At 71.3% G+C, this 22,892-nt stretch carries 19 protein-coding genes and 2 tRNA genes; 8 read left to right on the top strand and 13 right to left on the bottom strand.

The features are described 5' to 3' along the window. The first annotated feature begins 181 nt into the window (after positions 1 to 181). Positions 182 to 1,129 carry a hypothetical protein gene (locus tag ACZ6ZT_RS06615; protein ID WP_469716164.1) on the top strand — a complete coding sequence of 316 codons (948 nt, stop codon included), beginning with the start codon at positions 182 to 184 and terminating at the stop codon, positions 1,127 to 1,129. 71 nt (positions 1,130 to 1,200) lie between these two features. Here ACZ6ZT_RS06615 and clpX read toward each other — a convergent pair whose 3' ends face one another. From clpX to ACZ6ZT_RS06590, 5 genes are all read right to left on the bottom strand, one after another. Further along, positions 1,201 to 2,487, bottom strand: coding sequence for an ATP-dependent Clp protease ATP-binding subunit ClpX (gene clpX, locus ACZ6ZT_RS06610; protein ID WP_351816679.1), 1,287 nt, complete (start codon positions 2,485 to 2,487; stop codon positions 1,201 to 1,203). 154 nt (positions 2,488 to 2,641) lie between these two features. Next, entirely contained in the window at positions 2,642 to 3,322 is a 681-nt protein-coding gene (locus tag ACZ6ZT_RS06605) for an ATP-dependent Clp protease proteolytic subunit (RefSeq protein ID WP_469716161.1), read from the bottom strand. Positions 3,323 to 3,407: 85 nt separating this feature from the next. After that, complete coding sequence (locus ACZ6ZT_RS06600) at positions 3,408 to 4,025, bottom strand: ATP-dependent Clp protease proteolytic subunit (protein WP_030229632.1); 618 nt, start codon at positions 4,023 to 4,025, stop codon at positions 3,408 to 3,410. A 288-nt stretch (positions 4,026 to 4,313) separates the two neighbouring features. Beyond that, entirely contained in the window at positions 4,314 to 5,714 is a 1,401-nt protein-coding gene (tig, locus tag ACZ6ZT_RS06595) for a trigger factor (RefSeq protein WP_469716159.1), read from the bottom strand. A 178-nt stretch (positions 5,715 to 5,892) separates the two neighbouring features. Beyond that, positions 5,893 to 5,969: transfer RNA gene (locus tag ACZ6ZT_RS06590), tRNA-Pro, on the bottom strand. Positions 5,970 to 6,147: 178 nt separating this feature from the next. Here ACZ6ZT_RS06590 and ACZ6ZT_RS06585 point away from each other — a divergent pair. Next, positions 6,148 to 6,218 (top strand) — tRNA-Gly (locus tag ACZ6ZT_RS06585). Positions 6,219 to 6,289: 71 nt separating this feature from the next. Here ACZ6ZT_RS06585 and ACZ6ZT_RS06580 read toward each other — a convergent pair. From ACZ6ZT_RS06580 to ACZ6ZT_RS06565, 4 genes are all read right to left on the bottom strand, one after another. After that, positions 6,290 to 6,484 (bottom strand): hypothetical protein, encoded by a 195-nt coding sequence (locus ACZ6ZT_RS06580; protein WP_469716158.1) that lies wholly within the window; start codon positions 6,482 to 6,484, stop codon positions 6,290 to 6,292. A 177-nt stretch (positions 6,485 to 6,661) separates the two neighbouring features. Then, positions 6,662 to 7,117: an HD domain-containing protein gene (locus ACZ6ZT_RS06575; protein WP_469716157.1), complete on the bottom strand. Its 456-nt coding sequence runs from the start codon at positions 7,115 to 7,117 to the stop codon at positions 6,662 to 6,664. Continuing rightward, a complete protein-coding gene (locus ACZ6ZT_RS06570) occupies positions 7,114 to 8,508 on the bottom strand; it encodes a pyridoxal phosphate-dependent decarboxylase family protein (RefSeq protein WP_469716156.1) in 1,395 nt (464 codons plus the stop codon). Before ACZ6ZT_RS06570 ends, ACZ6ZT_RS06575 begins: the two co-directional genes overlap by 4 nt. 309 nt (positions 8,509 to 8,817) lie before the next feature. Next, positions 8,818 to 9,960, bottom strand: a complete 1,143-nt coding sequence (locus ACZ6ZT_RS06565) for a SpoIIE family protein phosphatase (RefSeq protein ID WP_469716154.1) — start codon at positions 9,958 to 9,960, stop codon at positions 8,818 to 8,820. Between the two features lie 118 nt (positions 9,961 to 10,078). Between ACZ6ZT_RS06565 and ACZ6ZT_RS06560 the strand changes: the two genes are divergently transcribed. Continuing rightward, entirely contained in the window at positions 10,079 to 11,314 is a 1,236-nt protein-coding gene (locus tag ACZ6ZT_RS06560) for a GNAT family N-acetyltransferase (RefSeq protein WP_469716152.1), read from the top strand. A 34-nt stretch (positions 11,315 to 11,348) separates the two neighbouring features. Here the strand turns inward: ACZ6ZT_RS06560 and ACZ6ZT_RS06555 are convergent, their stop codons facing one another. Both ACZ6ZT_RS06555 and ACZ6ZT_RS06550 read right to left on the bottom strand, forming a co-directional pair. After that, on the bottom strand, positions 11,349 to 12,155 hold the full coding sequence (locus ACZ6ZT_RS06555; protein WP_469716150.1) for an Fpg/Nei family DNA glycosylase: 807 nt from the start codon (positions 12,153 to 12,155) through the stop codon (positions 11,349 to 11,351). Between the two features lie 95 nt (positions 12,156 to 12,250). Next, the gene (locus tag ACZ6ZT_RS06550) at positions 12,251 to 12,739 is read right to left on the bottom strand and encodes a ribose-5-phosphate isomerase (protein ID WP_469716148.1); all 489 of its coding nucleotides are present in this window, start codon (positions 12,737 to 12,739) and stop codon (positions 12,251 to 12,253) included. Positions 12,740 to 12,957: 218 nt separating this feature from the next. Here ACZ6ZT_RS06550 and ACZ6ZT_RS06545 point away from each other — a divergent pair, with 218 nt between their 5' ends. Then, on the top strand, positions 12,958 to 14,424 hold the full coding sequence (locus tag ACZ6ZT_RS06545; RefSeq protein ID WP_469716146.1) for an amino acid permease: 1,467 nt from the start codon (positions 12,958 to 12,960) through the stop codon (positions 14,422 to 14,424). A gap of 88 nt (positions 14,425 to 14,512) precedes the next feature. Here ACZ6ZT_RS06545 and ACZ6ZT_RS06540 read toward each other — a convergent pair whose 3' ends face one another. Beyond that, positions 14,513 to 15,097, bottom strand: coding sequence for a biotin transporter BioY (locus ACZ6ZT_RS06540; protein ID WP_469716144.1), 585 nt, complete (start codon positions 15,095 to 15,097; stop codon positions 14,513 to 14,515). A gap of 303 nt (positions 15,098 to 15,400) precedes the next feature. Between ACZ6ZT_RS06540 and ACZ6ZT_RS06535 the strand changes: the two genes are divergently transcribed. The 3 genes from ACZ6ZT_RS06535 (at position 15,401) to ACZ6ZT_RS06525 (ending at position 19,276) form a co-directional block, all read left to right on the top strand. Then, complete coding sequence (locus ACZ6ZT_RS06535; RefSeq protein ID WP_469716142.1) at positions 15,401 to 16,810, top strand: amino acid permease; 1,410 nt, start codon at positions 15,401 to 15,403, stop codon at positions 16,808 to 16,810. 194 nt (positions 16,811 to 17,004) lie between these two features. After that, positions 17,005 to 18,417, top strand: coding sequence for an amino acid permease (locus ACZ6ZT_RS06530; protein ID WP_469716140.1), 1,413 nt, complete (start codon positions 17,005 to 17,007; stop codon positions 18,415 to 18,417). A 202-nt stretch (positions 18,418 to 18,619) separates the two neighbouring features. Continuing rightward, positions 18,620 to 19,276 carry a superoxide dismutase gene (locus ACZ6ZT_RS06525; protein WP_469716138.1) on the top strand — a complete coding sequence of 219 codons (657 nt, stop codon included), beginning with the start codon at positions 18,620 to 18,622 and terminating at the stop codon, positions 19,274 to 19,276. 139 nt (positions 19,277 to 19,415) lie between these two features. On the opposite strand, the gene ACZ6ZT_RS06520 is transcribed toward ACZ6ZT_RS06525, so the two are convergent. Then, positions 19,416 to 20,063 (bottom strand): mycothiol-dependent nitroreductase Rv2466c family protein, encoded by a 648-nt coding sequence (locus tag ACZ6ZT_RS06520; RefSeq protein ID WP_469716136.1) that lies wholly within the window; start codon positions 20,061 to 20,063, stop codon positions 19,416 to 19,418. 128 nt (positions 20,064 to 20,191) lie between these two features. Here ACZ6ZT_RS06520 and pepN point away from each other — a divergent pair, with 128 nt between their 5' ends. Next, complete coding sequence (gene pepN / locus ACZ6ZT_RS06515; RefSeq protein WP_469716134.1) at positions 20,192 to 22,765, top strand: aminopeptidase N; 2,574 nt, start codon at positions 20,192 to 20,194, stop codon at positions 22,763 to 22,765. Positions 22,766 to 22,892: the final 127 nt, after the last annotated feature.

Here is a 22,892-nt window from a genome sequence, read left to right as displayed (position 1 = left end):
TACGGGGGGCGCCACCCCCGTCACGAATCGATACCCGTGGACGGGGAGATGTGCCGCGGGGTGCCGCGGGGGTCCCGGCGGCGTCGTGGTTCGGTAACGCCTGGGGCCCCGGTCCCCCGGGCCGGGCCCGCTTCCGCCAGGATGTGAGGAACAGATAAGCAACCTCACAGGGGGACGCGGGATGAGTTACCACCAGCCAGGTCCGTACGGGCAGCCGCAGCAGCCGGGGCCGTACGGCCAGCAGCCCCCGCCGCCGCCGAACCCGTACGGCCAGCCCGCCCCGCAGCCGGGCTACGGCTACCCCCAGGCCCCGCCGCCGCCCCCGCCGGCGTACCCCCAGCAGGGCGGCTACGCGCAGCCGCCGCAGCCGCCCCAGCCCGCGTACGGCTACCAGCAGCCCCCGTACGGCGGCGGCATACCCCCGCAGCAGCCCCCGAAGAAGTCGAAGGCCGGCGTCGTCATCGGCGTGATCGTGGCGGTGGCGGTCGTCGCGGGCGGCGGCTGGTGGTTCCTGAAGGGCGACGGCGGCTCCGGCACGGCCTCGGCCGGCACCAAGGGCTACAAGCTGGTCTTCCCCGAGGCCGTGGACCAGTACAAGAAGACACCGGCCAAACCCGGCGCGCCCGGCAGCAACCCGGTCCTCAGCCCGGAGGAGAAGGCCAAGGTCGAAGCGGTGGGTGTGCGCAACGCCCAGAGCGCCGGCGCCCAGTACCAGCTCAACGGGGACGCGAAGGGGAAGACGGTCACCACCAAGGGCTACTGGGGCGACATCGCCGACCCCGAGAAGGCCGTCGACGGCTACTTCGCGAGCGTCGGCCAGCCCAACAAGGAAGCCGACGCGGCCGGTCTCAAGTACGAGCTGGTCGGCACGCCGAAGGCGTTCGCTCCGGCCGGCTTCAAGGGCGCCGTCATGAAGTGCGCCACCGTCAAGATGAGCAGCAGCAAGCCCGGTACGAGCAAGACGCCCGGCAGCGTCCAGGTCCCCACCTGCGCCTGGAGCGACCGCTCGACCCTGGTCCCGGTCAACATGGTCGACCCGGCCACGGTCCTGATCGGCGGAGGCGGCTCGCTCGACGAGGTCGCCGCGGTGGCCGCGAAGCTCTACGACACCTCGCGCACCAAGGCCTGATCCGGCCGCGGCACGGGAACACGGAGAAGGGGCGCCCCGGCGGGGGCGCCCCTTCTCCATGTGCGCTTCGGTCAGGCCGACTTCTCGTGCGGGCCCTGGTCCTTCGGGACGATGCGCGGGACCAGCGTCGGATTGACGTTGGAGCGGACCACGTCCGGGGTGATGACCACGCGGGCCACGTCCTTGCGGGACGGGACCTCGTACATCACCGACATCAGGACCTCTTCCATGATGGCGCGCAGGCCGCGCGCGCCGGTCTGGCGGAGGATCGCCTGGTCCGCGATGGCTTCGAGGGCCTCGCGCTCGAAGTCCAGCTCGACGCCGTCGAGTTCGAACAGCCGCTGGTACTGCTTCACCAGCGCGTTGCGCGGCTCGATGAGGATCTGCAGCAGCGCCTCGCGGTCGAGGTTGTGCACCGAGGTCAGGACGGGCAGGCGGCCGATGAACTCGGGGATCATCCCGAACTTCACCAGGTCCTCCGGCATGACCTCCTGGAACTGGTTGCTCTCCTCGATCTCCCGCTTGGAGCGGATCGTGGCGGCGAACCCGATGCCCTTGGCGCCCGCACGCGACTCGATGATCTTCTCCAGGCCGGCGAAGGCGCCGCCGACGATGAAGAGCACGTTCGTCGTGTCGATCTGGATGAACTCCTGGTGCGGGTGCTTGCGGCCGCCCTGCGGCGGCACCGAAGCCGTCGTGCCTTCCAGGATCTTCAGGAGGGCCTGCTGGACGCCCTCGCCCGAAACGTCGCGCGTGATCGAAGGGTTCTCGCTCTTGCGGGCGACCTTGTCGATCTCGTCGATGTAGATGATGCCGGTCTCGGCCTTCTTGACGTCGTAGTCAGCGGCCTGGATCAGCTTCAGCAGGATGTTCTCGACGTCCTCGCCGACGTACCCGGCCTCCGTCAGCGCCGTCGCGTCGGCGATGGCGAACGGGACGTTCAGCATGCGGGCGAGGGTCTGGGCCAGCAGGGTCTTGCCGGAGCCCGTCGGGCCGAGCAGCAGGATGTTGGACTTCGCGAGCTCGATCGCGTCGTCCCGGCCCTGCGCGCCGCCGTTCTCGCCGGCCTGGACCCGCTTGTAGTGGTTGTAGACCGCTACCGAGAGCGCCTTCTTCGCCGGCTCCTGGCCGACGACGTAGCTCTCCAGGAACTCGTAGATCTCACGGGGCTTGGGGAGTTCCTCCCACCGGACCTCGGAGGTCTCCGCGAGTTCCTCTTCGATGATCTCGTTGCAGAGGTCGATGCACTCGTCGCAGATGTACACACCGGGTCCTGCGATGAGCTTCTTCACCTGCTTCTGGCTCTTTCCGCAGAACGAGCACTTGAGCAGGTCGCCGCCGTCACCGATGCGTGCCACGAGGTGCTTCCCCTTCGCCTGGGAGACGCTTGGTTCAGCGACTCCTGGTGCCTCATATCCGACGGTACCTTGCCGGGGGCCCCGAGCGGGGCCCCCTTGACGTGGTTCACATCGCCGAATCCGACGAGGTGTCCACGCCAATTGGCGGCAAGGATCAGGCCGCGTTCATCTTGCGGGTGGAGACGACCTGGTCGATCAGGCCGTATGCCAGCGCGTCCTCGGCCGTGAGGATCTTGTCGCGCTCGATGTCCTCGCGGATCTTGTCGATCGGCGTGGTCGAGTGCTTGGCCAGCATGCTCTCCAGCTGGTCGCGCATGCGCAGGATCTCGTTGGCCGCGATCTCCAGGTCGGAGAGCTGCTCGCGGCCGGTGCCGCCCGAGGGCTGGTGGATCAGCACACGGGCGTTCGGCAGCGCCAGGCGCTTGCCGGGGGTGCCGGCGGCGAGCAGGACGGCGGCGGCCGAGGCCGCCTGGCCCATGCAGACCGTCGAGATGTCCGGCTTCACGAACTGCATCGTGTCGTAGATCGCGGTCAGCGCGGTGAAGGAACCACCGGGGCTGTTGATGTAGATCGAGATGTCGCGGTCCGGGTCCATCGACTCCAGGCACAGCAGCTGCGCCATGACGTCGTTGGCGGAGGCGTCGTCGATCTGCACTCCGAGGAAGATGATGCGCTCCTCGAAGAGCTTCGCGTACGGGTCGTACTCGCGCACGCCCTGCGAGGTGCGCTCGACGAAGCGCGGGATGACGTAGCGGTTGTCCACCTGCGGGCCGGAGTAGAGGCCGCTCGCGGAGAAGCTCGCGGAGAAGTTGTTCTGCATCTGGGTGTTCACCATCCTGGTGGCGTTCTGCGGGCTGAGGTTGCCTGGGCCGTGGGGCCGGCGGGGCCGGCGTACGGGGCTTCGTGCGCCGGGGCCGGGATCAGGCGCCGGTGCCGCCGCCGCCGGGGACCAGGGACGCGGCGGAGATGATCTCGTCGATCAGGCCGTACGCCTTGGCCTCCTCGGCCGTGAACCAGCGGTCGCGGTCGCCGTCGCGGATGATCGCCTCCACGGTCTGGCCCGAGTGGTGCGCGGTGATCTCAGCCATGCGCTGCTTGGTGCGCAGCAGGTACTGGGCCTGGATCTTGATGTCCGAGGCGGTGCCGCCGATGCCGGCGGAGCCCTGGTGCATCAGGATGTCGGTGTTCGGCAGCGAGAAGCGCTTGCCGGCGGTGCCGCCGGTGAGCAGGAACTGGCCCATGGAGGCGGCCATGCCCATGCCGATGGTGACGACGTCGTTCGGGATGTACTGCATGGTGTCGTAGACCGCCATGCCCGCCGTCACGGAGCCACCGGGGCTGTTGATGTACAGGTAGATGTCCTTCTCCGGCTCGGCGGCCAGGAGCAGGAGCTGCGCCGTGATCTTGTTCGCGATGTCGTCGTCGACCTGCTGGCCGAGGAAGATGATGCGCTCGCCGAGCAGCCGGTTGTAGACATGGTCGCCGAGGCCGCCACCGATGGACGGCTCACCCGCGGCGTAAGGCTTCAGATTCGTCACGTATCCACCTGCTCGTCTCCGACGGCCACATGCCGTCTCAGCGTCTCGTTCTGGGGCGCGGACCAACCGGGGGGACGATGCCCGCCGGTGTCGGGTACTCCCGTGCCCTCGTATTCATGGACCCTAACGCGCAGGTGGGACAACGCCATCCCGCTTCCCGAACTGTTCGCTCGGAGCGCAAGGTAACCGGGCCCTTCGAGGAGCGTCACGGGGGCACGGGGAAGGGCCCGGACGCGGCTGCGTCCGGGCCCTCACAGGCACTGCTCCGGGGCCTGGGCCCAGGGGGTGTTACTTGGCCTCGTCGCCCTCGGTCTGCGCGGCCTCGGTCTCGCCGGCCTCGGTCTCGGCGGCGGCCTCCACGGCGGCCTCGTCCTCGTCCTCGTCGGACAGGTCGATGACCTCACCGTTGGTGTCGACGACCTTGGCCTTCTCGACGACGACCGCGAGGGCCTTGCCGCGGGCGACCTCGCCGACGAGCATCGGGACCTGGCCGCCCTCGACGACGGCCTGGGCGAACTGGTCCGGGGACATGCCCGAGGACTGCGCGCGGCGCATGAGGTGCTCGGTGAGCTCCTCCTGGTTGACGCCCAGCTTCTCCTTGTTGACCAGGGCGTCCAGCAGGAACTGGGTCTTGATGCCCTTGACGGCCTGCTCGGTGGTCTCGGCGTCGAACTCCTCGGCCGTCTTGCCCTGGATCTCGAGGAACTTCTCCAGGTTCAGACCCATCTGGCCGAGCTGGTGGTGCTCCAGGTTGTGCTTGCGGGTCTGCACCTCGTCCGCGAGCAGCTTCTCGGGGACCGGGATCTCCACGAGCTCCAGGAACTTCTCCAGGACGCGCTCCTGGGCCTGGGTGGCCTGGTCGTACTGCTTCATGTTCTCAAGGCGCTTGCGGCTGTCCGCCTTGAGCTCTTCGAGGGTGTCGAACTCGCTCGCCATCTGCGCGAACTCGTCGTCCAGCTCCGGCAGCTCGCGGGCGGAGACCTTGGTGACCTTGACGGTGACCTCGGCGTCCTTGCCCTCGGCGGAGCCACCCTTCAGCTGGGAGGTGAAGGTGGCCTCGCCACCGGCCTCCAGGCCCTTGACGGCCTCGTCGATGCCGTCGAGGAGCTCGCCCGAGCCGATGGTGTAGGAGACGTCGCCGGCGACACCGTCCTCCAGCACCTCACCGTCGACCTTGGCCTCCAGGTCGATGGTGACGACGTCGCCGTCCTGGGCGGCGCGCTCGACGTCCTTCGTGGAGGCGAAGCGGCCGCGCAGCTGCTCGACCGACTTCTCGACGTCCTCGTCGGAGACCTCGATGGCGTCGACCTCGACCTCGATGCCGGAGTAGTCCGGGATCTCGATCTCCGGGCGGACGTCCACCTCGGCGGTGAAGGACAGCAGCTCGCCGTCCTTCAGCTCCTTGATGTCGACCTCGGGCTGGCCCAGCGGGTTCAGGTCGGCTTCGTTGACCGCCTCGGTGTAGAACTTCGGGAGGGCGTCGTTGACGGCCTCCTCCAGCACCGCACCGCGGCCGAAGCGCTGGTCGATGACGCGGGCCGGGATCTTGCCCTTGCGGAAGCCCTTCACCGTGACCTGCTGGTTGATCTTCTTGTACGCCGCGTCGAGGCTGTCCTTGAGCTCCTCGAAGGGCACCTCAACAGTGAGCCGAACCCGAGTCGGGTTCAGGGTCTCCACGGCGCTCTTCACGGTTCGGTCTCCTTGTGGCTGACTGCTGGGGGTTCTGCCGTAACGCTGCGATTCAGCGGTTCGACGGATTCGGCCCGGTACATCAGACACACGGGCACGCAGCTTGCATAGTAACCGCAAGCGGCAATCAGCCCACAACGCGATCTTCGAGACGCGATCCCGGTGCGGGCGGTACTGGTGGTCGGGGTGGCCGGATTCGAACCGACGACCTTCCGCTCCCAAAGCGGACGCGCTACCAAGCTGCGCCACACCCCGTCGGTGCGACACGTAGGGTACATGCCCGGAGACCCTCCGACGCGCCCGCTTCCCGCCGGCCGCACGCGCGCGCGGTCCGCGCGGGACGATGCGGGCACCAAAGGGGTGTGCGCTCCACCCGCGCGACCCGCTAGGATGCTGTCCGTGCCACGGTCCCCGGACCTGCGGCGCGCGTACTGCGGGTGTAGCTCAATGGTAGAGCCCTAGTCTTCCAAACTAGCTACGCGGGTTCGATTCCCGTCACCCGCTCTCAGTGCCTCAGGGCCAGGTCGGAGGGTTTTCCCTCGGTCTGGCCCTGCTGTCGTTCCCGGGGGCTTCGCCTAGAGCTTGATGCCCGCGATGGTGTCGGCGAGGGAGTTCAGGAAGCGGTTGACGTCCGGGGCGATGGAGCTGGACGCGAGGAAGAAGCCGAAGAGGACCGCGACGATCGCGGGGCCGGTCTTCATGTGCTTGCCGCGGATCATGATCACCAGAATGACCGCCAACAGAACCACCACTGACAGCGAAATGGCCACTACTGATCACACCTTCGGTCGTCCCCTGGCCGGCCCCGGGGCGTGCGGCCGCGCACACCCCCACACGCACCATCCTCCCACCAACGGGCCCCGGCTATCCGTCCCGTGACGAATCGCCAGTGGTTCTTTCCCGCCAAGGGCATCCGTACTGGGCATATTTCGGGCAAGAGGTACGTGTCAGGGGGCGGTGACGCCGAGGAGGGAGCGGACGTACGCGTACTTCGCGGTCAGCCGTTCGCGGGTGGGGGTGTCCAGGACGGACAGGCGGGCGGGGTCGGCGTTGTGCGCGAGGTCGGCTTCCTTGACGAGGAGGGCGCCGGGGGTGGCGAGGATGCGGGCCGCGTACTCCTCCAGTGGTTCGCCGGGGCGCTTGGTCAGGGCCAGGACCATGGCCTTGACCTCCTCGGGGAGGGCCGCGGAGGCCAGCCGGGCGGGGCTGATCGCCTCGTCCTCGACGGCGTCGTGGAGCCAGGCCGCGGCCTGCTGGGCCGGGGTGCCGCCGCGCAGGCGGACGCCCTCGGCGACGGCCGCGAGGTGCTCGGCGTAGGGCCGGCCGGCCTTGTCGGTCTGGCCCTCGTGCGCCTCGCGGGCCAGGGCCTCCACTTCCTGGAGGGTGAGCGGCTGCCCCGTCATGCGATCTCCTTCGCTGCCGCGCCCAGGGCCTGGGCGGCCCGGCGTACGTCCGCGCGCGTGGTGCGCCAGTTGGAGAACGCGGCGCGCAGGGCGGGGGTTCCCCCGTACACGGTGGGCGTGACGAACACCTCGGCGCCGGCGGCCACGCGCAGGGCGGTGAGGCGCTCGGGGGTGGGGTCGGTGGCGAGGGTGAAGCAGACGACGTTGAGGCGGACGGGGGCGAGCAGGCGCAGGGCCGGGTCCCGGTCCAGTTCCGCGCCGAGGGCGCGGGCGCAGTCGATGTCGCGTTCGACGATCTCGCGGTGTCCGGCGCGGCCGTAGGCGCGGAGCGTGAACCAGGCGGCGAGGGCGCGCAGGCGGTGGGAGTTCTCGGGGGTGAGGTGGACGAGGTCGGGTTCGTCGCCGAGCGGGCCGAGGTAGGCGGCGGCGTTGGCGAAGACGCGGGTCTGGAGGTCGCGGCGGCGGGTGAACTGGACGGCGCTGTCGTAGGGGACGTTGAGCCACTTGTGCAGGTCGACGCAGACGGAGTCGGAGGCGTCGAGTCCGGCGGTGAGGTGGGCGTGCTCCGGGGAGAGGGCGGCGAAGGCGCCGAAGGCGGCGTCGGTGTGCAGCCAGAAGGAGTGCCGTTCCCTGAGGGCGGCGAGGGCCGTCAGGTCGTCGAAGTCGACGGTGTTGACGGTGCCGGCGTTGGCGACGACGACGGCCGGGCCGGGGGTGTCGGCGAGGGCCCGGTCCAGGGCGGCGGGGTCGACGGCTTCCCGGCCGGGAAGGGTGGGGACGCGGACGAGGGAGTTCCGGCCGAGGCCGAGGACGGAGAGGGCCTTGGCGATGGAGGAGTGCGGGGCGCCGGACAGGACGCGGACGGGGCCGAGGGCCGCCGCGCCGTCCTCGGCCGGGGAGACCCCGAGGCGTTCGCCGAGCCATTCGCGGGCGATGGCGAGGCCGACGGTGTTGGACATCGTGGCGCCGCTGACGAAGGTGCCGGTGTGGGCGTCGGAGAGGCCGAAGAGGCCGCGCAGCCAGCCGGTGGTCTCGCGCTCCAGGTGCTGGCCGGCGCCGTCGTAGGCGGAGTTGGAGTTCTGGTCGTGGGCGGCGGTGAGCCAGTCGCCGGCCAGGGCGGCGGGGGTGGCGCCGCCGGTGACGAAGCCGAGGTAGCGGGGGCCCGCGGAGGCCGAGAACCGGGGCGCCCAGCGGGCCTGGAAGGCCGCCAGGGCCGCTTCGGTGCCGACGCCGTGCTCGGGCAGCGGCTCGGGCGAAGGCGGCGCGGCGTCGGCGGGGGCCGGTACGACGGGCCGCGCCTCCAGGGCCGCGAGGGTGTCGGTGGCGGCGCGGCGGGTGGCGTCGAGCAGTGCGGGCAGCCGCGCGAGATCGGCGGCGAGGATGCGGTCCATACCGCGCACGCTAGGCGGCCGCGCCCCTGACGGAACGTGCCAATCCCTGACGGGTGGCCCACCGGCGACCCCCGACGCCCCGCGCGGCGCCCCGGCCCGCCCCGAGCCGGGCCGCGGCCCGCCCGGGACGCCCGGGACGCCCGGGACGCACCGCCACCGCCACGCGCCGGGCCGGCGGTGGCCAGGCCTCTCAGGCCGGGGGGCCGGTTGGGCCGGGGCCCGGGGCGGGTTCCGGGCCAGGGCCCGGACAGGGCCGGGCCGGGCCAGGTGGGGCCGGGGCCCCAGAGCCCGGACAGGCCCCCGGGCCGGTTACGGGGAGCGGCGGATGAGGAGGAGGGCTCTGTCGTCGTTGACGTCCTTGGCGACCTTTTCGATCAGGTGCCAGGCCGCGCCCTCCCAGCCGGCGGCGACGTAGCGGTCGGCTTCGCCGGTGAGGCGGTCCATGCCCTCGCTGATCTCGCGCTCGGCGGTCTCGACGAGGCCGTCGGTGAAGAGCATCAGGACGTCGCCGCGCCGCAGGTTCCCGCGTGCCGGGGTGAACTCCGCGCCGTCGTAGACGCCGAGGAGCGGGCCCTCGCCGGTGACCTCCTGCCAGCGGCCGGTGCCGGCCGACAGCTGGAGGGCGGGGAGGTGCCCGGCGGAGAGCAGTTCGTAGTCTCCGCTCTCCAGGTCCAGGACGAGGTGGATGGAGGTGGCGAAGCCCTCGTCCCAGTCCTGGCGGAGCAGATAGCCGTTGGCCGCGGGCAGGAAGCCGTGCGGGGGCAGGGCCCCGAGCAGTCCGCCGAAGGCGCCGGACAGGAGCAGCGCGCGCGAGCCGGCCTCCATGCCCTTGCCGGAGACGTCGGTGAGGACGATCTCCAGGGTCCGGCCGCCGTTCGTCCGGGCGGCCACCACGAAGTCGCCGGAGAAGGACTGGCCGCCGGCCGGCCGCAGGGCCATCTCCCGGTGCCAGCCGCGCGGCAGGGCGGGCAGCTTGCTCTGTACCCGGATCCGTTCGCGCAGGTCGAAGAGCATGGTGCCGCCGCGCCGCCAGGGCACGCCGACGCGGCTGCGGAACTGGGCGATGACCAGCCCGAAGAACCCGCAGGCCGCCACCACGAGCACGGTCCCGGGAGTGACCCGGCCCGGCCCGCCGCTGTACGGGCCCAGTACCAGGGCCTCCACGATCAGGGCGGTCGCGGCGGCGGCGTACAGGCCGAGCAGGCTCGCGGGCCGCAGCAGCAGGCCCCCGGCCACGATGGGCAGGACCAGCGCCGACGACGAGAACCAGACGGGCATCAGCAGCGTGCCGCAGGCGATCGCGGGTACGGTCAGCAGCAGGCCGGCGAAGGCGAGCCAGTCGGAGGCGTCGCCGCGGAAGTAGTCGACGGCGGATTTGCGCAGGGCGGTGCGGGCCCGGTGCCAGGACAGGCGGGTCCGGGCCACGAGCGTCTCCACGCGTGCCGAGGCCATTGCACCGGGACCCTATCCATCCCGGCTGTGTGCGCGCAGGGGTACCCCCGGACGTAGGTCATCTCCGGGGGTCGAAAACAGTTCGACCGGGACGGATTGCCCTGGTAGGGATGGCCCCATGGCTCTTGATACGCGCGTATTGCAGGCTGATGAGTGGGATGTCTGGTACGACCATCTGGAACTGGCATTCGGTGGCGTGCCGGAGACCCTGGGCGAGCGGGCGCTCTTCCGGGACCTCACCGAGCTGGAACGTTCCCTCGGCGTCTGGGACGAGGAGACCTGCGTCGGCTCGGCCGGCGCCTTCAGCTTCCGGCTCTCGGTACCGGGCGGGGCGCTGGTCCCGGCGGCGGGCGTGACCATGGTCGGCGTCGCGCCGACCCACCGCAGGCGCGGGGTGCTGACCTCGCTGATGCGCCGCCAGCTGGACGACGTCCGGGAGGGTGGCGAACCGCTCGCGGTGCTGACGGCCTCCGAACCGGAGATCTACGGCCGCTTCGGCTACGGCACCGCCGCCTACGACCTGTCCGTGGACGCCGACACCACCCGGGTACGCCTGACCGTGCCGCCGGGTACGGACGAGGTGCGGCTGCGGCTGGTGGACCCGGAGAAGGCGCTGGCGGACTGCGAGCGGGTGTACGCGGCCCTGGTCGCGGACCGGCCGGGGATGCCGGCCCGGCAGCCGGGCTGGGAGCGGCTGGGGCTGCTGGATCCGCAGTCGCGCCGGGAAGGGGCCTCGCCGCTGAAGTGCGTGGTGGCGCAGAACGCGGAGGGCGAGGTCACCGGGTACGCCCGCTACCGGGTCAAGCCGGACTGGGAGCAGAGCGGCTCGGACGGCAAGGTGCTGGTCGAGGACGTGGACGCGCTGCACCCGGCGGCGTACGCGGCGCTGTGGCGCTACCTGTTCGAGATCGACCTGACCTGGAGCGTACGGGCGTACGGGCGGCCCGTGGACGAGCCCCTGCTGCACCTGGCCAGCGACGTCCGCCGGCTGCGGACCCGGCAGCGGGACGCGCTGCACCTGCGGCTGGTGGACCTGCCGGCGGCGCTGGAGGCGCGGACGTACGGGGCCCCGCTGGACCTGGTCCTGGAGGTCGACGACGCGTTCTGCCCGTGGAACACCGGCCGGTGGCGGCTGACGGCGCAGGCGGACGGCCCCGCGCGCTGCGTGCGGACCGCGGACGCGGCGGAGCTGGCGCTGTCGGTGCGCGAGCTGGGCTCGGCGTACCTGGGCGGGATCACCCTGACCTCGCTGGCGGCGGCGGGCCGGGTGAGCGAGCTGCGTCCGGGCGCGCTGGCGACGGCCTCGCGGGCCTTCGCGGGCGAGGTCGCGCCGTGGCTGCCGCACGGCTTCTGAGGCGCTGGCGCCCGTCGTCAGAGTGCGCCTGGTTCTAGCGCCGCTGGCAGGCCGGGCACCAGAAGAGGTTGCGGGCGGCGAGGTCCGCGGTGCGGATCTCGCCGCCGCAGACGTGGCAGGGCAGGTGCGCCCGGCGGTAGACGTAGACCTCGCCGCCGTGGTCGTCGACCCGGGGCGGGCGGCCCATGGCCTCGGGGAGGTGCTCGTCGCGCACGGTGTCGATCCGGTTGAGGCGTACGCCCTCGCGCATGAGCAGCACCAGGTCGGCCCACAGCGCGTCCCACTCGGCGCGGGTGAGGTCCTTGCCCGCGCGGTAGGGGTCGATGCCGTGGCGGAAGAGGACCTCGGCCCGGTAGACGTTGCCGACGCCCGCAACGACCTTCTGGTCCATGAGGAGTGCGGCGATGGTGGTGCGGGAGCGGGAGATCCGCTTCCAGGCCCGGTCGGGGTCGTCGGCGGGCCGCAGCGGGTCGGGGCCGAGCCGCTCGTGTATCGCCTTCTTGGCGCCCTCGCCGAGGAGCGCGCAGGCGGTGGGTCCGCGCAGGTCGGCGTAGTGGTCCGCGTTACGCAGCCGCAGCCGGACCGTGTCGGTGGCGGGCGGGGCGGGGGCGGGGCCGAAGCCCAGCTTGCCGAAGAGGCCGAGGTGGATGTGGATCCAGGCGTCACCGAGTTCCAGGAAGAGGTGCTTGCCGTGGGCCTCGGCGCCCTCCAGCGTGCGCCCGTCGAGCAGGGCCGCGCTGTCGGCGAACCGGCCCTGGGGGCTGCTGACCCGGACCGGGCGGCCGGCGAAGCGCTCGGTGTGGTCCGCCGCGAGGCGGTGGATCGTATGCCCTTCGGGCACGGCACTGCTCCTACGTCCGGACGTGCCCGCGCCGCCGGAGCGGGTCCGGCGGCGCGGGCGCGTACTGCTGCTGTACCGGTCTGCTCCTGGTGCCGCTACCGGTCCTGGGGGTGGTGGGCCGGGATCGGGGGGAGCTCGCCGGTCCGCTCGTACGCGGTGAGCATGTCGATGCGGCGCGTGTGGCGCTCGGCGCCCGAGTACGGGGTCTTCAGGAAGGTGTCGACGAAGCTGACGACCTCGTCCTCGGTGTGCATGCGGCCGCCGACGGAGATCACGTTGGCGTTGTTGTGCTCCCGGCCCAGCTCGGCGGTCTGGACGCTCCACGCGAGGATGGCGCGGATGCCCTTGACCTTGTTGGCGGCGATCTGCTCGCCGTTGCCGGAGCCGCCGATCACGATGCCGAGGCTGCCCTCGTCCGCGGCGGTCCGCTCGGCGGCGCGCAGGCAGAACGGCGGGTAGTCGTCCACCTCGTCGTAGATGTGGGGCCCGCAGTCGACGGGCTCGTGGCCGTTGTTCTTGAGCCAGTCCACCAGGTGGTTCTTGAGCTCAAAGCCGGCATGGTCGGATCCGAGATACACGCGCATGGGTCGAGTGTGGCATGCGGGCGCTCGGAGCCGGCCAGAGGGTGTCGCGTATGTCACGTCTAAACCTCAAGTAAACCCAAAGAGGCCAGACGGGAGGGGCCGGGACCTTGGTCCCGGGGTAGAGGCCCGAGGCAACGATCGGAACAGGGTCTTCCGTACTTCGAGGATGTCGGGATTGAATGCCGGAACTCGAAACCCGAGAACCTAAGGAATCGTCCATGAGCACCACGACGACCCTGAAGAAGGCAGGCGACCCCTCCGGTGAACCCGGTTCGGCGCAGCCCTCCGACGGTCTGAAGGCCGGTCTCAAGAACCGCCACCTGTCCATGATCGCCATCGGCGGCGTCATCGGCGCCGGCCTGTTCGTCGGCTCCGGTGGCGGCATCGCCAAGACCGGCCCGGCCATCCTGCTCTCGTACGCACTCGTCGGCGCCCTGGTCGTCTTCGTGATGCGGATGCTCGGCGAGATGGCGGCCGCCAGCCCGAACTCCGGCTCCTTCTCCGCCTACGCCGACCGCGCGCTCGGCCGCTGGGCCGGCTTCTCCATCGGCTGGCTCTACTGGTTCTTCTGGGTCGTCGTCCTCGCCGTGGAGGCCACCGCCGGGGCGAAGATCCTCGAAGGCTGGATCCCGGCCGTCCCGCAGTGGGGCTGGGCGCTGATCGTCATGGTCGTCCTGACCGCCACCAACCTCGGCTCGGTCGCCTCCTACGGCGAGTTCGAGTTCTGGTTCGCGGGCATCAAGGTCGTCGCCATCGGCGCCTTCGTGATCGTCGGCCTGCTCGCCGTCTTCGGCGTGCTGCCGGGCTCGGACAACCCGGGCGCGGGACTGGCGCACCTCACCGACACCGGCGGGTTCATGCCGAACGGCTGGGGCTCCGTCCTCACCGGTGTGCTGATGGTCGTCTTCTCCTTCATGGGCAGCGAGATCGTCACGCTGGCCGCGGGCGAGTCCGAGGACCCGCGCCGCGCCGTCACCCGGGCCACGAACTCGGTGATCTGGCGCATCGGCATCTTCTACCTGGGCTCGATCTTCATCGTGCTCACGCTGCTGCCGTGGAACGACAAGTCGATCGTCGACAAGGGCTCTTACGTCGCCGCCCTGGACTCGATCGGCATCGCGCACGCCGGCCAGATCATGAACGTGATCGTCCTGACCGCCGTGCTGTCCTGTCTGAACTCGGGCCTGTACACGGCCTCGCGCATGGCCTTCTCGCTCGGTGAGCGCGGCGACGCGCCCAAGGCCTTCGCCAAGGTCACCAAGCGCGGCGTGCCCGCCGTCGCGATCCTGGGCTCGGTCGTCTTCGGCTTCGCCGCCGTCTACTTCAACTACGCCTTCCCCGACACGATCTTCAGCTTCCTGCTGAACTCCTCGGGCGCCATCGCGCTGTTCGTGTGGCTGGTCATCTGCTTCACCCAGCTGCGGATGCGCGGGATCCTCATGCGCGAGGCGCCGGAGAAGGTGACAGTGAAGATGTGGTTCTTCCCGTACCTGACCTGGCTCACCGCCGCGATGATCACCTTCGTCCTGGGCTACATGGTCTACGACAAGGACAACCGCGAGACGGTGCTGCTCTCGCTGCTGGTCGCCGCCGTCGTGCTGGTGATCGGCGTGGTCCGCTCCGCGCTGCGCCGCAGGAACGAGTCCGCCGCCGCGGCCCCGGCCCCGGCCGACGCAGCCGCGTAATGCCCCCCGCGTTACGTCCCCGCGCGCACAGCAGCCCCGGACCGCCGATCGCGGTCCGGGGCTGCTGTACAGGGGGGCGGTACGGGGTTCAGCCCCGGCGGCCCGCCAGCTTCCAGGCGGCGGGCAGGGCGCCCATGGCGAGGGCGGCCTTGAGGGCGTCGCCGAGCAGGAACGGGACCAGGCCCGCGGCGACGGCGGCGCTCAGGGACATGCCGGTGGCGGCCATGAGGTACGGCACGCCCACCGCGTAGATCACGGCCGAGCCCAGCACCATGGTGCCCGCGGTACGCAGGACGGAGCGGTCGGCGCCGCGCCGCGCGAGGGCGCCGACGACGGTGGCGGCCAGCAGCATGCCGAGCACGTAGCCGAAGGAGGCGCCGCCCGCGCCGGAGGTGCCGCCCGCGAACCACGGGACGCCGGCCATGCCGACGGCGGCGTACAGGGCGAGCGAGAGGAAGCCGCGGCGGGCGCCGAAGGCGGTGCCCACCAGCAGGGCGGCGAAGGTCTGGCCGGTGACCGGCACGGGCGAGCCGGGAACGTGCACGGCGATCTGCGCGGCGAGGCCGGTGAGCGCGGCTCCGCCGGCGACGAGCGCGAGGTCGCGCACGCGGCTCGCGGGCAGCAGGTCGGCGAGGACGGCGCCGGGCCGGAAGGAGACGGAAGCAAGGCTCATCGGGGGCTCCGCGAGGTGGTGATCGACAGGACATCGTGAGGCTAGTGCGGGGCCGGGCGCCGCCCCACCGTCGGCCGGGACAAAGCCGTACTCCCCGGTTTGGTGGAGACCGTACAAAGACCCGATTCCACACCCGGGTCGGAGTGATCCGCGTCACGGCCCACGATCGACCGCACGCCCTTTTTGCTCCCACGGGTTCCCTACGGCCAGACTGTAGGTTCCCGCCAATCCCTTGCCCCTTGCCCCTTGTCCCCTGCGCGGCCCCAGCGCCGCGTGGCCGACCGAGAGTACGAGCATCCCCTCATGCGCGACCCCCTGCCCGACCAGAACGTCACCGGGAGCGCCCTGCCCCCGGAACCCCTCAGCCACAGCCTGAAGCAGCGTCACCTGACGATGCTGGGCCTCGGCGGCGTGATCGGCGCCGGCCTCTTCGTGGGCTCCGGCGCCGGCATCGCCGTCGCCGGTCCCGCGATCATCTGCTCGTACCTGCTCGCGGGCGTGCTCGCGATGCTGGTGATGCGGGCGCTCGGCGAGATGTCGGCCGCGATGCCGGCCTCCGGATCCTTCTCCGTGTACGCGGAGAAGGCCCTCGGGCGCTGGGCCGGTTTCTCGGCGGGCTGGCTCTACTGGTTCCTGCTGGTCGTGGTGCTCGCCGTGGAGGCCACCGGCGCCGCGAAGATCGCCAACGGCTGGCTGCCGTCGGTCGACCAGTGGGTGTGGGTGCTGATCTTCATGGTGGTCTTCACCCTCAGCAACCTGGCGGCGGTGCGGAACTTCGGCGAGTTCGAGTTCTGGTTCGCGGCCCTCAAGGTCGGCGCCATCGTGCTGTTCCTGATCCTGGGCACCCTCGCGATCTTCGGCGTGCTGCCCGACACCGACCCCGTCGGCATGGCCAACCTGACCGGCCGGGGCGGCTTCTTCCCGGCCGGCTCGGGCGGGGTGGTGGCCGGCATGCTCGCGGTGGTCTTCGCGTTCGGCGGCCTGGAGGTCGTCACGATCGCCGCCGCCGAGTCGGACGACCCGGCGCGCTCGGTGGCCCGCGCGGTGCGCAGCGCGGTGTGGCGCATCCTCTTCTTCTACGTGGGCTCGATGCTGGTCATCGTGACCCTGCTGCCGTGGGACTCGCTGGAGCCGGGCCAGAGCCCGTACGTGGCGGTGCTGGACTCCATCGGGATCCCGGCGGCCGGGCAGATCATGAACATCGTGGTGTTCGTGGCGCTGCTGTCGGCGCTGAACGCGAACCTGTACGGCTCCTCGCGCATGGTCTTCTCGCTGGCCGAACGGGGCGAGGCGCCGCGGGCGCTGCTGAAGGTGTCGGGCGGCGGGGTGCCGCGGCGGGCGGTGTTCGCGTCGGTGGCCTTCGGGTTCGTCTCGGTGGTGCTGAACCTGCTGTGGCCGGACACGGTGTTCCTCTACATGCTGAACGCGGTCGGCGCGGTGCTGCTGTTCGTGTGGGCGCTGATCGCGGTCTCGCAGCTGCGGCTGCGGCGGATCCTGGAGCGGGAGATGCCGGAGCGCCTGACGCTGCGGATGTGGCTGTTCCCGTACCTGACGTGGGCGGCGCTGCTGGGGATGGCGGCGGTGCTGGTGCTGATGCTGTTCGACGACGCGGCGCGGCCGCAGCTGCTGTGGTCCTCCGGCGCGGCGGCGGCGGTGCTGCTCGTGGCGGGGGTGCGCGAGGTGCGTGAGCGCCGGGCGCGCGGGGCCGCGTAACCGCCCCTCCGCCGTCTTCGGGACCCTCGCGCCACCCGGCGCGGGGGTCCTCGCGTATGCCGGGGCGCGCGTGCGGGGGCGATCACCATCCGTGAGCCGCCTGTCCGCATACCGGACGCAGAATGTCCGGTGAGCGGACGCTCGGCACACTGGTGACCTCGTCCCGCCCCCGCACACCGGACAGGCACACCCCCATGAGCCAGAGCAACACCCTCGCGCCCCCCGAGCCGCCGCGGGCCCCCGCCGGCTCCCCGCTCGGCGGCGGTCTCAAGCAGCGCCACCTCTCGATGATCGCCCTCGGCGGGGTCATCGGCGCCGGGCTCTTCGTGGGCTCGGGCGCCGGGATCGCGGCCGCAGGCCCCTCGATCGTGCTCGCGTACGCCGTCTCCGGGCTGCTGGTGATGTGCGTGATGCGGATGCTCGGCGAGATGTCCGCCGCCAACCCCGCCTCCGGCTCCTTCTCGGTGCACGCCGACCGGGCGATCGGGCCGTGGGCCGGTTTCACGGCGGGCTGGATGTTCTGGGTCCTGCTGTGCGTGGGCGTGGCCATCGAGGCGATCGGCGCGGCGCACATCATGACGGGCTGGTTCCCGGGCACGCCCTCGTGGATGTGGGTGCTGGCCTTCATGGCGCTCTTCTGTGCCGGCAACCTGGGCGCCGTCTCGCGGTTCGGCGAGTTCGAGTTCTGGTTCGCCGCCCTGAAGATCGGCGCCATCGCCCTCTTCCTGGGCCTGGGCGTGCTCGCCATTCTCGGCCTGCTGCCCGGCACCTCCTCCCCCGGCGCCGCCAACCTCGTCCACGACGGGGGCTTCCTGCCCAAGGGCGTCGACGGTCTGCTGGTCGGCCTGCTCGCCTCGGTGGTCGCGTACGGCGGGCTGGAGACGGTGACCATCGCGGCCGCCGAGTCGGACGACCCGGTCAAGGGCGTGGCCAGGGCCGTGAAGACCACCATGTGGCGGATCGCGATCGTCTACGTCGGCTCGATGCTGGTCATCGTGACCCTGCTGCCCTGGAACGACCCGGCGCTCCCCGCGGACGGCCCCTACGCCGCGACCCTGGACCACCTGGGCATCCCGGCGGCCGGCGAGATCATGAACGTGGTCATCCTGATCGCCCTGCTCTCCGCGATGAACGCCAACATCTACGGCTCCTCGCGCATGGCCCACTCCCTCGTCGCCCGGGGCCAGGGCCCCAAGGCGCTGGGCAAGGTCAGCGGCGGCGTGCCGCGCCGGGCGGTGCTCGCCTCCTCCGGCTTCGGGTTCGTCACCGTCCTGCTGTCGTACTGGTACCCGGACACCCTCTTCGCCTGGCTGCTGAACATGGTCGGCGGGGTCATCCTCATCGTCTGGGGGTTCATCGCGGTCTCCCAGTTCGTGCTGCGCCGGCGGCTGGAGCGCGAGGCGCCCGAGAAGCTGGTGGTGCGGATGTGGGGCTTCCCGTACCTGACCTGGGTGGCGCTGGCCGGGGTCGCCGGGGTGCTGGTACTGATGGCCCTGGGCGAGGACACCCGGGTGCAGGTGGTCTTCACCGCCGGGCTGACCGCGGCCCTGGCGGTCACCGGGTACGTCGTACAGCGCCGGGCGGCCGCCCGCGAGGTCGCCCCTTAACTTCCGGACGGTGCGACACCCCCACCGGACGGCGCGTCAGAGGCCGGGCCCCATGCGAGCGCATGGGCCCGGCCTCTGACGTTGCCGGAGGTCCGCCCCAGAGAGGTGACCCTTACTCGTGAGGCGGAATAGATGCTGCTAGCGTGCAGTTGCGCATTAATTGCAATTAGCGATTGGCACGCCGAGGGGACCGGATACACGCATGGCCATCTACACGCTTCCTGAGCTTCCGTACGACTACGCGGCGCTGGAGCCGGTGATCAACCCGCAGATCATCGAACTGCACCACGACAAGCACCACGCGGCCTACGTCGCGGGCGCCAACACCACGCTGGAGCAGCTGGACGAGGCGCGCGACAAGGGCAACTGGGGCGCCCTCAACGGCCTGGAGAAGAACCTCGCGTTCCACCTCTCCGGCCACATCCTGCACAGCATCTACTGGCACAACATGGCCAGCCCCAAGACCGGCGAGGGCGGCGGCGAGCCGACCGCGGCCGACGGCCTGGGCGACCTCGCGGACGCCATCCGCGAGTCCTTCGGCTCGTTCGAGAAGTTCAAGAAGCAGCTGACCTTCGCGTCCTCCGCGACGCAGGGCTCCGGCTGGGGCGTGCTCGCGTACGAGCCCATCAGCGGTCGGCTGATCGTCGAGCAGATCTACGACCACCAGGGCAACGTCGGCCAGGCCTCCGTGCCGGTCCTCGTCTTCGACGCCTGGGAGCACGCCTTCTACCTTCAGTACAAGAACCAGAAGGTGGACTTCATCGAGGCCATGTGGAACGTCGTCAACTGGCAGGACGTGGCCCGGCGCTACGCCGACGCCAAGGCGAACACCCCGCTGCTGATCCCCGCCAAGGGCTGACCGGCACCCCAGAGCCGCCCGCCTCGTGATCGTCTTCTCAACCTTCGCGTGCGGGCGTTTCCAACGGAAGACCCCCGCGAGGACGTGACTCGCGGGGGTCTTCCGCTGTGCGGGCGGGCGGGCGGCTACCGGCTACGGGCTACTCGAAGGACGGGCCCCGCGTACGGGTCCGCTTGATCTCGAAGAAGCCCGGGGTGGACGCCACGAGCAGGGTGCCGTCCCACAGCCGGGCGGCGGCCTCGCCGCGCGGCGCCGGGGTGACGACCGGGCCGAAGAAGGCCACCTCCTGGCCGTCGGCGCCGGGCACCGAGATCACCGGGGTGCCGACCTCCTGGCCGACCCGCTCGATGCCGTCGTCGTGCGAGGCGCGCAGCTCGGCGTCGAAGGTGTCGGACACGCCGTACTTGGCGAGGTCGGCCGGCAGACCCACCTCGGCCAGGGCCTCGGCGATCACCTCGGGGGTGTTGCCGCGGCCCTCGTTGTGGATGCGGGTGCCGAGCGCGGTGTAGAGCGGGCCCGTGATCTCCTTGCCGAACTTCTGCTCGGCGGCCGTCACGACGCGTACGGGGATCCAGGCCTGGGGGCCGAGCATCTCGCGGTAGGACTCGGGCAGCTCGTCGAGCTTGTTCTCGTTGAGGACGCCGAGGCTCATCACGTGCCAGCGCACCTCGATGTCGCGGAGCTTCTCCACCTCCAGCATCCAGCGGGAGGTCATCCAGGCCCAGGGGCACAGGGGGTCGAACCAGAAGTCGACGGGAGTCTTCTCGCGCACCTGCGTGTCGGCCATGTCTCTCCTCATGTCAGCCAAGGCACTGCCATCCAGCCATCCCCCTCCCCAACCGGACCCGGCCGGCGCGCATTCCCCCCGTGGGAGGATTCGAACCGAAACGAGCGATCACGCACGAAGGAGTGCACGTGCCCGGTGAGAACCTGTCCCGCGACGAGGCCCGTGAACGGGCCGAGCTGCTGTCCGTCGACGGCTACGAGGTGTCCCTCGACCTGAGGTCGGCGGTGGACGAGGCCGAGCCGGCCGCGGGTCCCCGGACCTTCCGCTCGGTGACCACCATCCGCTTCCGGGCCGCGACGCCGGGGGCGTCCTCCTTCGCGGACCTGATCGCCCCGTCCGTGAACTCCCTCACCCTCAACGGCCGCGCCCTCGACCCGGCCGCGGCCTTCGACGGGTCCCGGATCGCCCTGGACGGGCTCGCCGCCGAGAACGTCCTGGTCGTGGACGCGAACTGCGCGTACAGCCGGACCGGCGAGGGCATGCACCGCTTCGTGGACCCGGAGGACGGCGAGGTCTACCTCTACACCCAGTACGAGCCGGCCGACGCCCGGCGGGTGTACGCGAACTTCGAGCAGCCCGACCTGAAGGCGCCCTACCGCTTCGAGGTCACCGCCCCCGAGGGCTGGCGGGTGTGGAGCAACGGCGTGGAGGAGTCCCGCGCGGGGGCCACCCGCCGCTTCGCCGAGACCGCGCCGATCTCCACGTACATCACCTGTGTGGTGGCGGGGCCCTACCACTACGTGACGGACAGCTACACGCGCGGGGACCTGACGATCCCGCTGGGTGCCATGTGCCGCAAGGGGCTGGCGAAGCACTTCGACGCGGAGGACGTCTTCCTGGTCACCAAGCAGGGCTTCGACCTCTTCCACGAGATCTTCGACTACCCGTACCCCTTCGGGAAGTACGACCAGGCCTTCGTGCCGGAATACAACCTGGGCGCGATGGAGAACCCGGGGATGGTGACCTTCCGCGAGGAGTACATCTTCCGCGGGAAGGTGACCCAGGCCTCCTACGAGCGACGCGCGAACGTCATCCTGCACGAGATGGCGCACATGTGGTTCGGCGACCTGGTCACCATGAAGTGGTGGGACGACCTGTGGCTGAAGGAGTCCTTCGCGGACTTCATGGGCTCCTTCGGGCTGGTCGAGGCCACCCGCTTCGACCAGGCGTGGGTCACCTTCGCCACCAGCCGCAAGGCCTGGGCCTACCGGGCCGACCAGCTGCCGTCCACGCACCCGGTCACGGCCGACATCCACGACCTGGAGGCGGCCAAGCTGAACTTCGACGGCATCACGTACGCCAAGGGCGCCGCGGTCCTCAAGCAGCTCGTGGCGTACGTGGGCCGGGAGGCGTTCCTGGATGGCGCGCGGCGCTATTTCAAGGCCCACGCGTACGGGAACACCACCCTCGACGACCTGCTGTCGGTGCTCGGGGAGGTCTCCGGGCGGGACATGGCCAAGTGGTCGCGGGCCTGGCTCCAGACGGCCGGGGTGGACGCCCTGACGCCGGTCGTCACCACCGGCGCGGACGGCCGGATCACCGAGCTGGCCGTCCTCCAGGAGGGCGCCGCCCTGCCGGGTGCGGCAGCCCCGTCGGCGGGCCGTCCGCACCGGATCGCGGTGGGCCTGTACCGGATCGAGGCGGGCGCCCTGGTGCGCTACGCCCGGGCCGAGGCGGACGTCGCCGGGGCGCGCACCGCGGTCGCGGAGCTCGCCGGGCTGGAGCGGCCCGACCTGGTCCTGGTCAACGACGACGACCTCACCTACTGCAAGGTCCGCTTCGACGAGACCTCGCTGGCCACGCTCCGCGGCCACCTGGGCGCCATCACGGACCCGCTGGCCCGCGCGCTGTGCTGGTCGGCGCTGTGGAACCTGACGCGCGACGCCCTGCTGCCGGCCCGGGACTTCCTGTCGCTGTTCCTGACCCACGCGGGCCGCGAGAGCGACGTCGGCGTGCTCCAGATGCTGCACGGGCAGGCCCTGAGCGCGGTCACCCACTACGCGGCGCCCGAGCGGCGCGAGGGCGCCGGCCGGGAGCTGGCAGCGGGCGCACTGCACGAGCTGCGGCTGGCCGAACCGGGCTCGGAGCACCAGCTGACCTGGGCCCGCTTCTTCGCGGCGAGCGCGGCGACGGAGGGTGACTTCCAGCTGCTGCTGGGCCTGCTCGACGGGACGGCGCGGATCGACGGGCTCGACGTCGACCAGGAGCTGCGCTGGGACTTCCTGCTGCCGCTGGCGGCGCACGGGGTGGTGGACGCGTCGGCGCTCGGCGCGGAACTGGCCCGGGACGACACGGCGTCGGGCAAGCGGCACCAGGTGCGCTGCCTGGCGGCGCGGCCGTCGGCGGCGGTCAAGGACCAGGCCTGGGCGGTGGTGGTCGAGTCGGACGCGCTGTCGAACGCGCTGGTGGAGGCCACCATCGACGGGATGCAGCAGCCCTCGCGGCGCGATCTGCTCGCGCCGTACGCCGGGCGCTACTTCGAGGTGCTGGAACGGGTCTGGGCGGAGCGCTCGATCCAGATCGGGATCCACGTGGTGAAGGGGCTGTACCCGATGCTCCAGGACTGCGCGGAGACGGTCGCGGCGACCGACGCCTGGCTGGCGGCCCACCCGGACGCGGCGCCCGCGCTGCGGCGGCTGGTGCTGGAGTCCCGCGACGACCTGGCCCGCGCGCTGCGGGCCCAGGCGCGCGACGCGGGCTAAACCGGTCCGCGAGGCTCGGGGCGGAGGCGCGTAGAGGGGCGGGGGCCGGAGATTTCCGGCCCCCGTCGGCGGGTGGGGCCGGGCGCTCCATCGGCAGTCGAACGTCCGTACTTTAGCCCTGCCTTGT

The organism is Streptomyces sp. NPDC102258 (genome assembly GCF_055584685.1).
The sequence above is the reverse complement of the archived record's forward strand: the minus strand, read 5'-3'. Positions and strand labels throughout refer to the sequence as shown.

Excerpts from the sequence above, each read along its gene's own strand:
- ACZ6ZT_RS06615 (WP_469716164.1), top strand. The coding sequence starts at position 182 with ATGAGTTACCACCAGCCAGGTCCGTACGGGCAGCCGCAGCAGCCGGGG.
- ACZ6ZT_RS06605 (WP_469716161.1), bottom strand. The coding sequence starts at position 3,322 with ATGGTGAACACCCAGATGCAGAACAACTTCTCCGCGAGCTTCTCCGCG.
- ACZ6ZT_RS06575 (WP_469716157.1), bottom strand. The coding sequence starts at position 7,117 with ATGACGGGGCAGCCGCTCACCCTCCAGGAAGTGGAGGCCCTGGCCCGC.
- ACZ6ZT_RS06570 (WP_469716156.1), bottom strand. The coding sequence starts at position 8,508 with ATGGACCGCATCCTCGCCGCCGATCTCGCGCGGCTGCCCGCACTGCTC.
- ACZ6ZT_RS06565 (WP_469716154.1), bottom strand. The coding sequence starts at position 9,960 with ATGGCCTCGGCACGCGTGGAGACGCTCGTGGCCCGGACCCGCCTGTCC.
- ACZ6ZT_RS06560 (WP_469716152.1), top strand. The coding sequence starts at position 10,079 with ATGGCTCTTGATACGCGCGTATTGCAGGCTGATGAGTGGGATGTCTGG.
- ACZ6ZT_RS06550 (WP_469716148.1), bottom strand. The coding sequence starts at position 12,739 with ATGCGCGTGTATCTCGGATCCGACCATGCCGGCTTTGAGCTCAAGAAC.
- ACZ6ZT_RS06545 (WP_469716146.1), top strand. The coding sequence starts at position 12,958 with ATGAGCACCACGACGACCCTGAAGAAGGCAGGCGACCCCTCCGGTGAA.
- ACZ6ZT_RS06540 (WP_469716144.1), bottom strand. The coding sequence starts at position 15,097 with ATGAGCCTTGCTTCCGTCTCCTTCCGGCCCGGCGCCGTCCTCGCCGAC.
- ACZ6ZT_RS06535 (WP_469716142.1), top strand. The coding sequence starts at position 15,401 with ATGCGCGACCCCCTGCCCGACCAGAACGTCACCGGGAGCGCCCTGCCC.
- ACZ6ZT_RS06530 (WP_469716140.1), top strand. The coding sequence starts at position 17,005 with ATGAGCCAGAGCAACACCCTCGCGCCCCCCGAGCCGCCGCGGGCCCCC.
- ACZ6ZT_RS06525 (WP_469716138.1), top strand. The coding sequence starts at position 18,620 with ATGGCCATCTACACGCTTCCTGAGCTTCCGTACGACTACGCGGCGCTG.
- ACZ6ZT_RS06520 (WP_469716136.1), bottom strand. The coding sequence starts at position 20,063 with ATGGCCGACACGCAGGTGCGCGAGAAGACTCCCGTCGACTTCTGGTTC.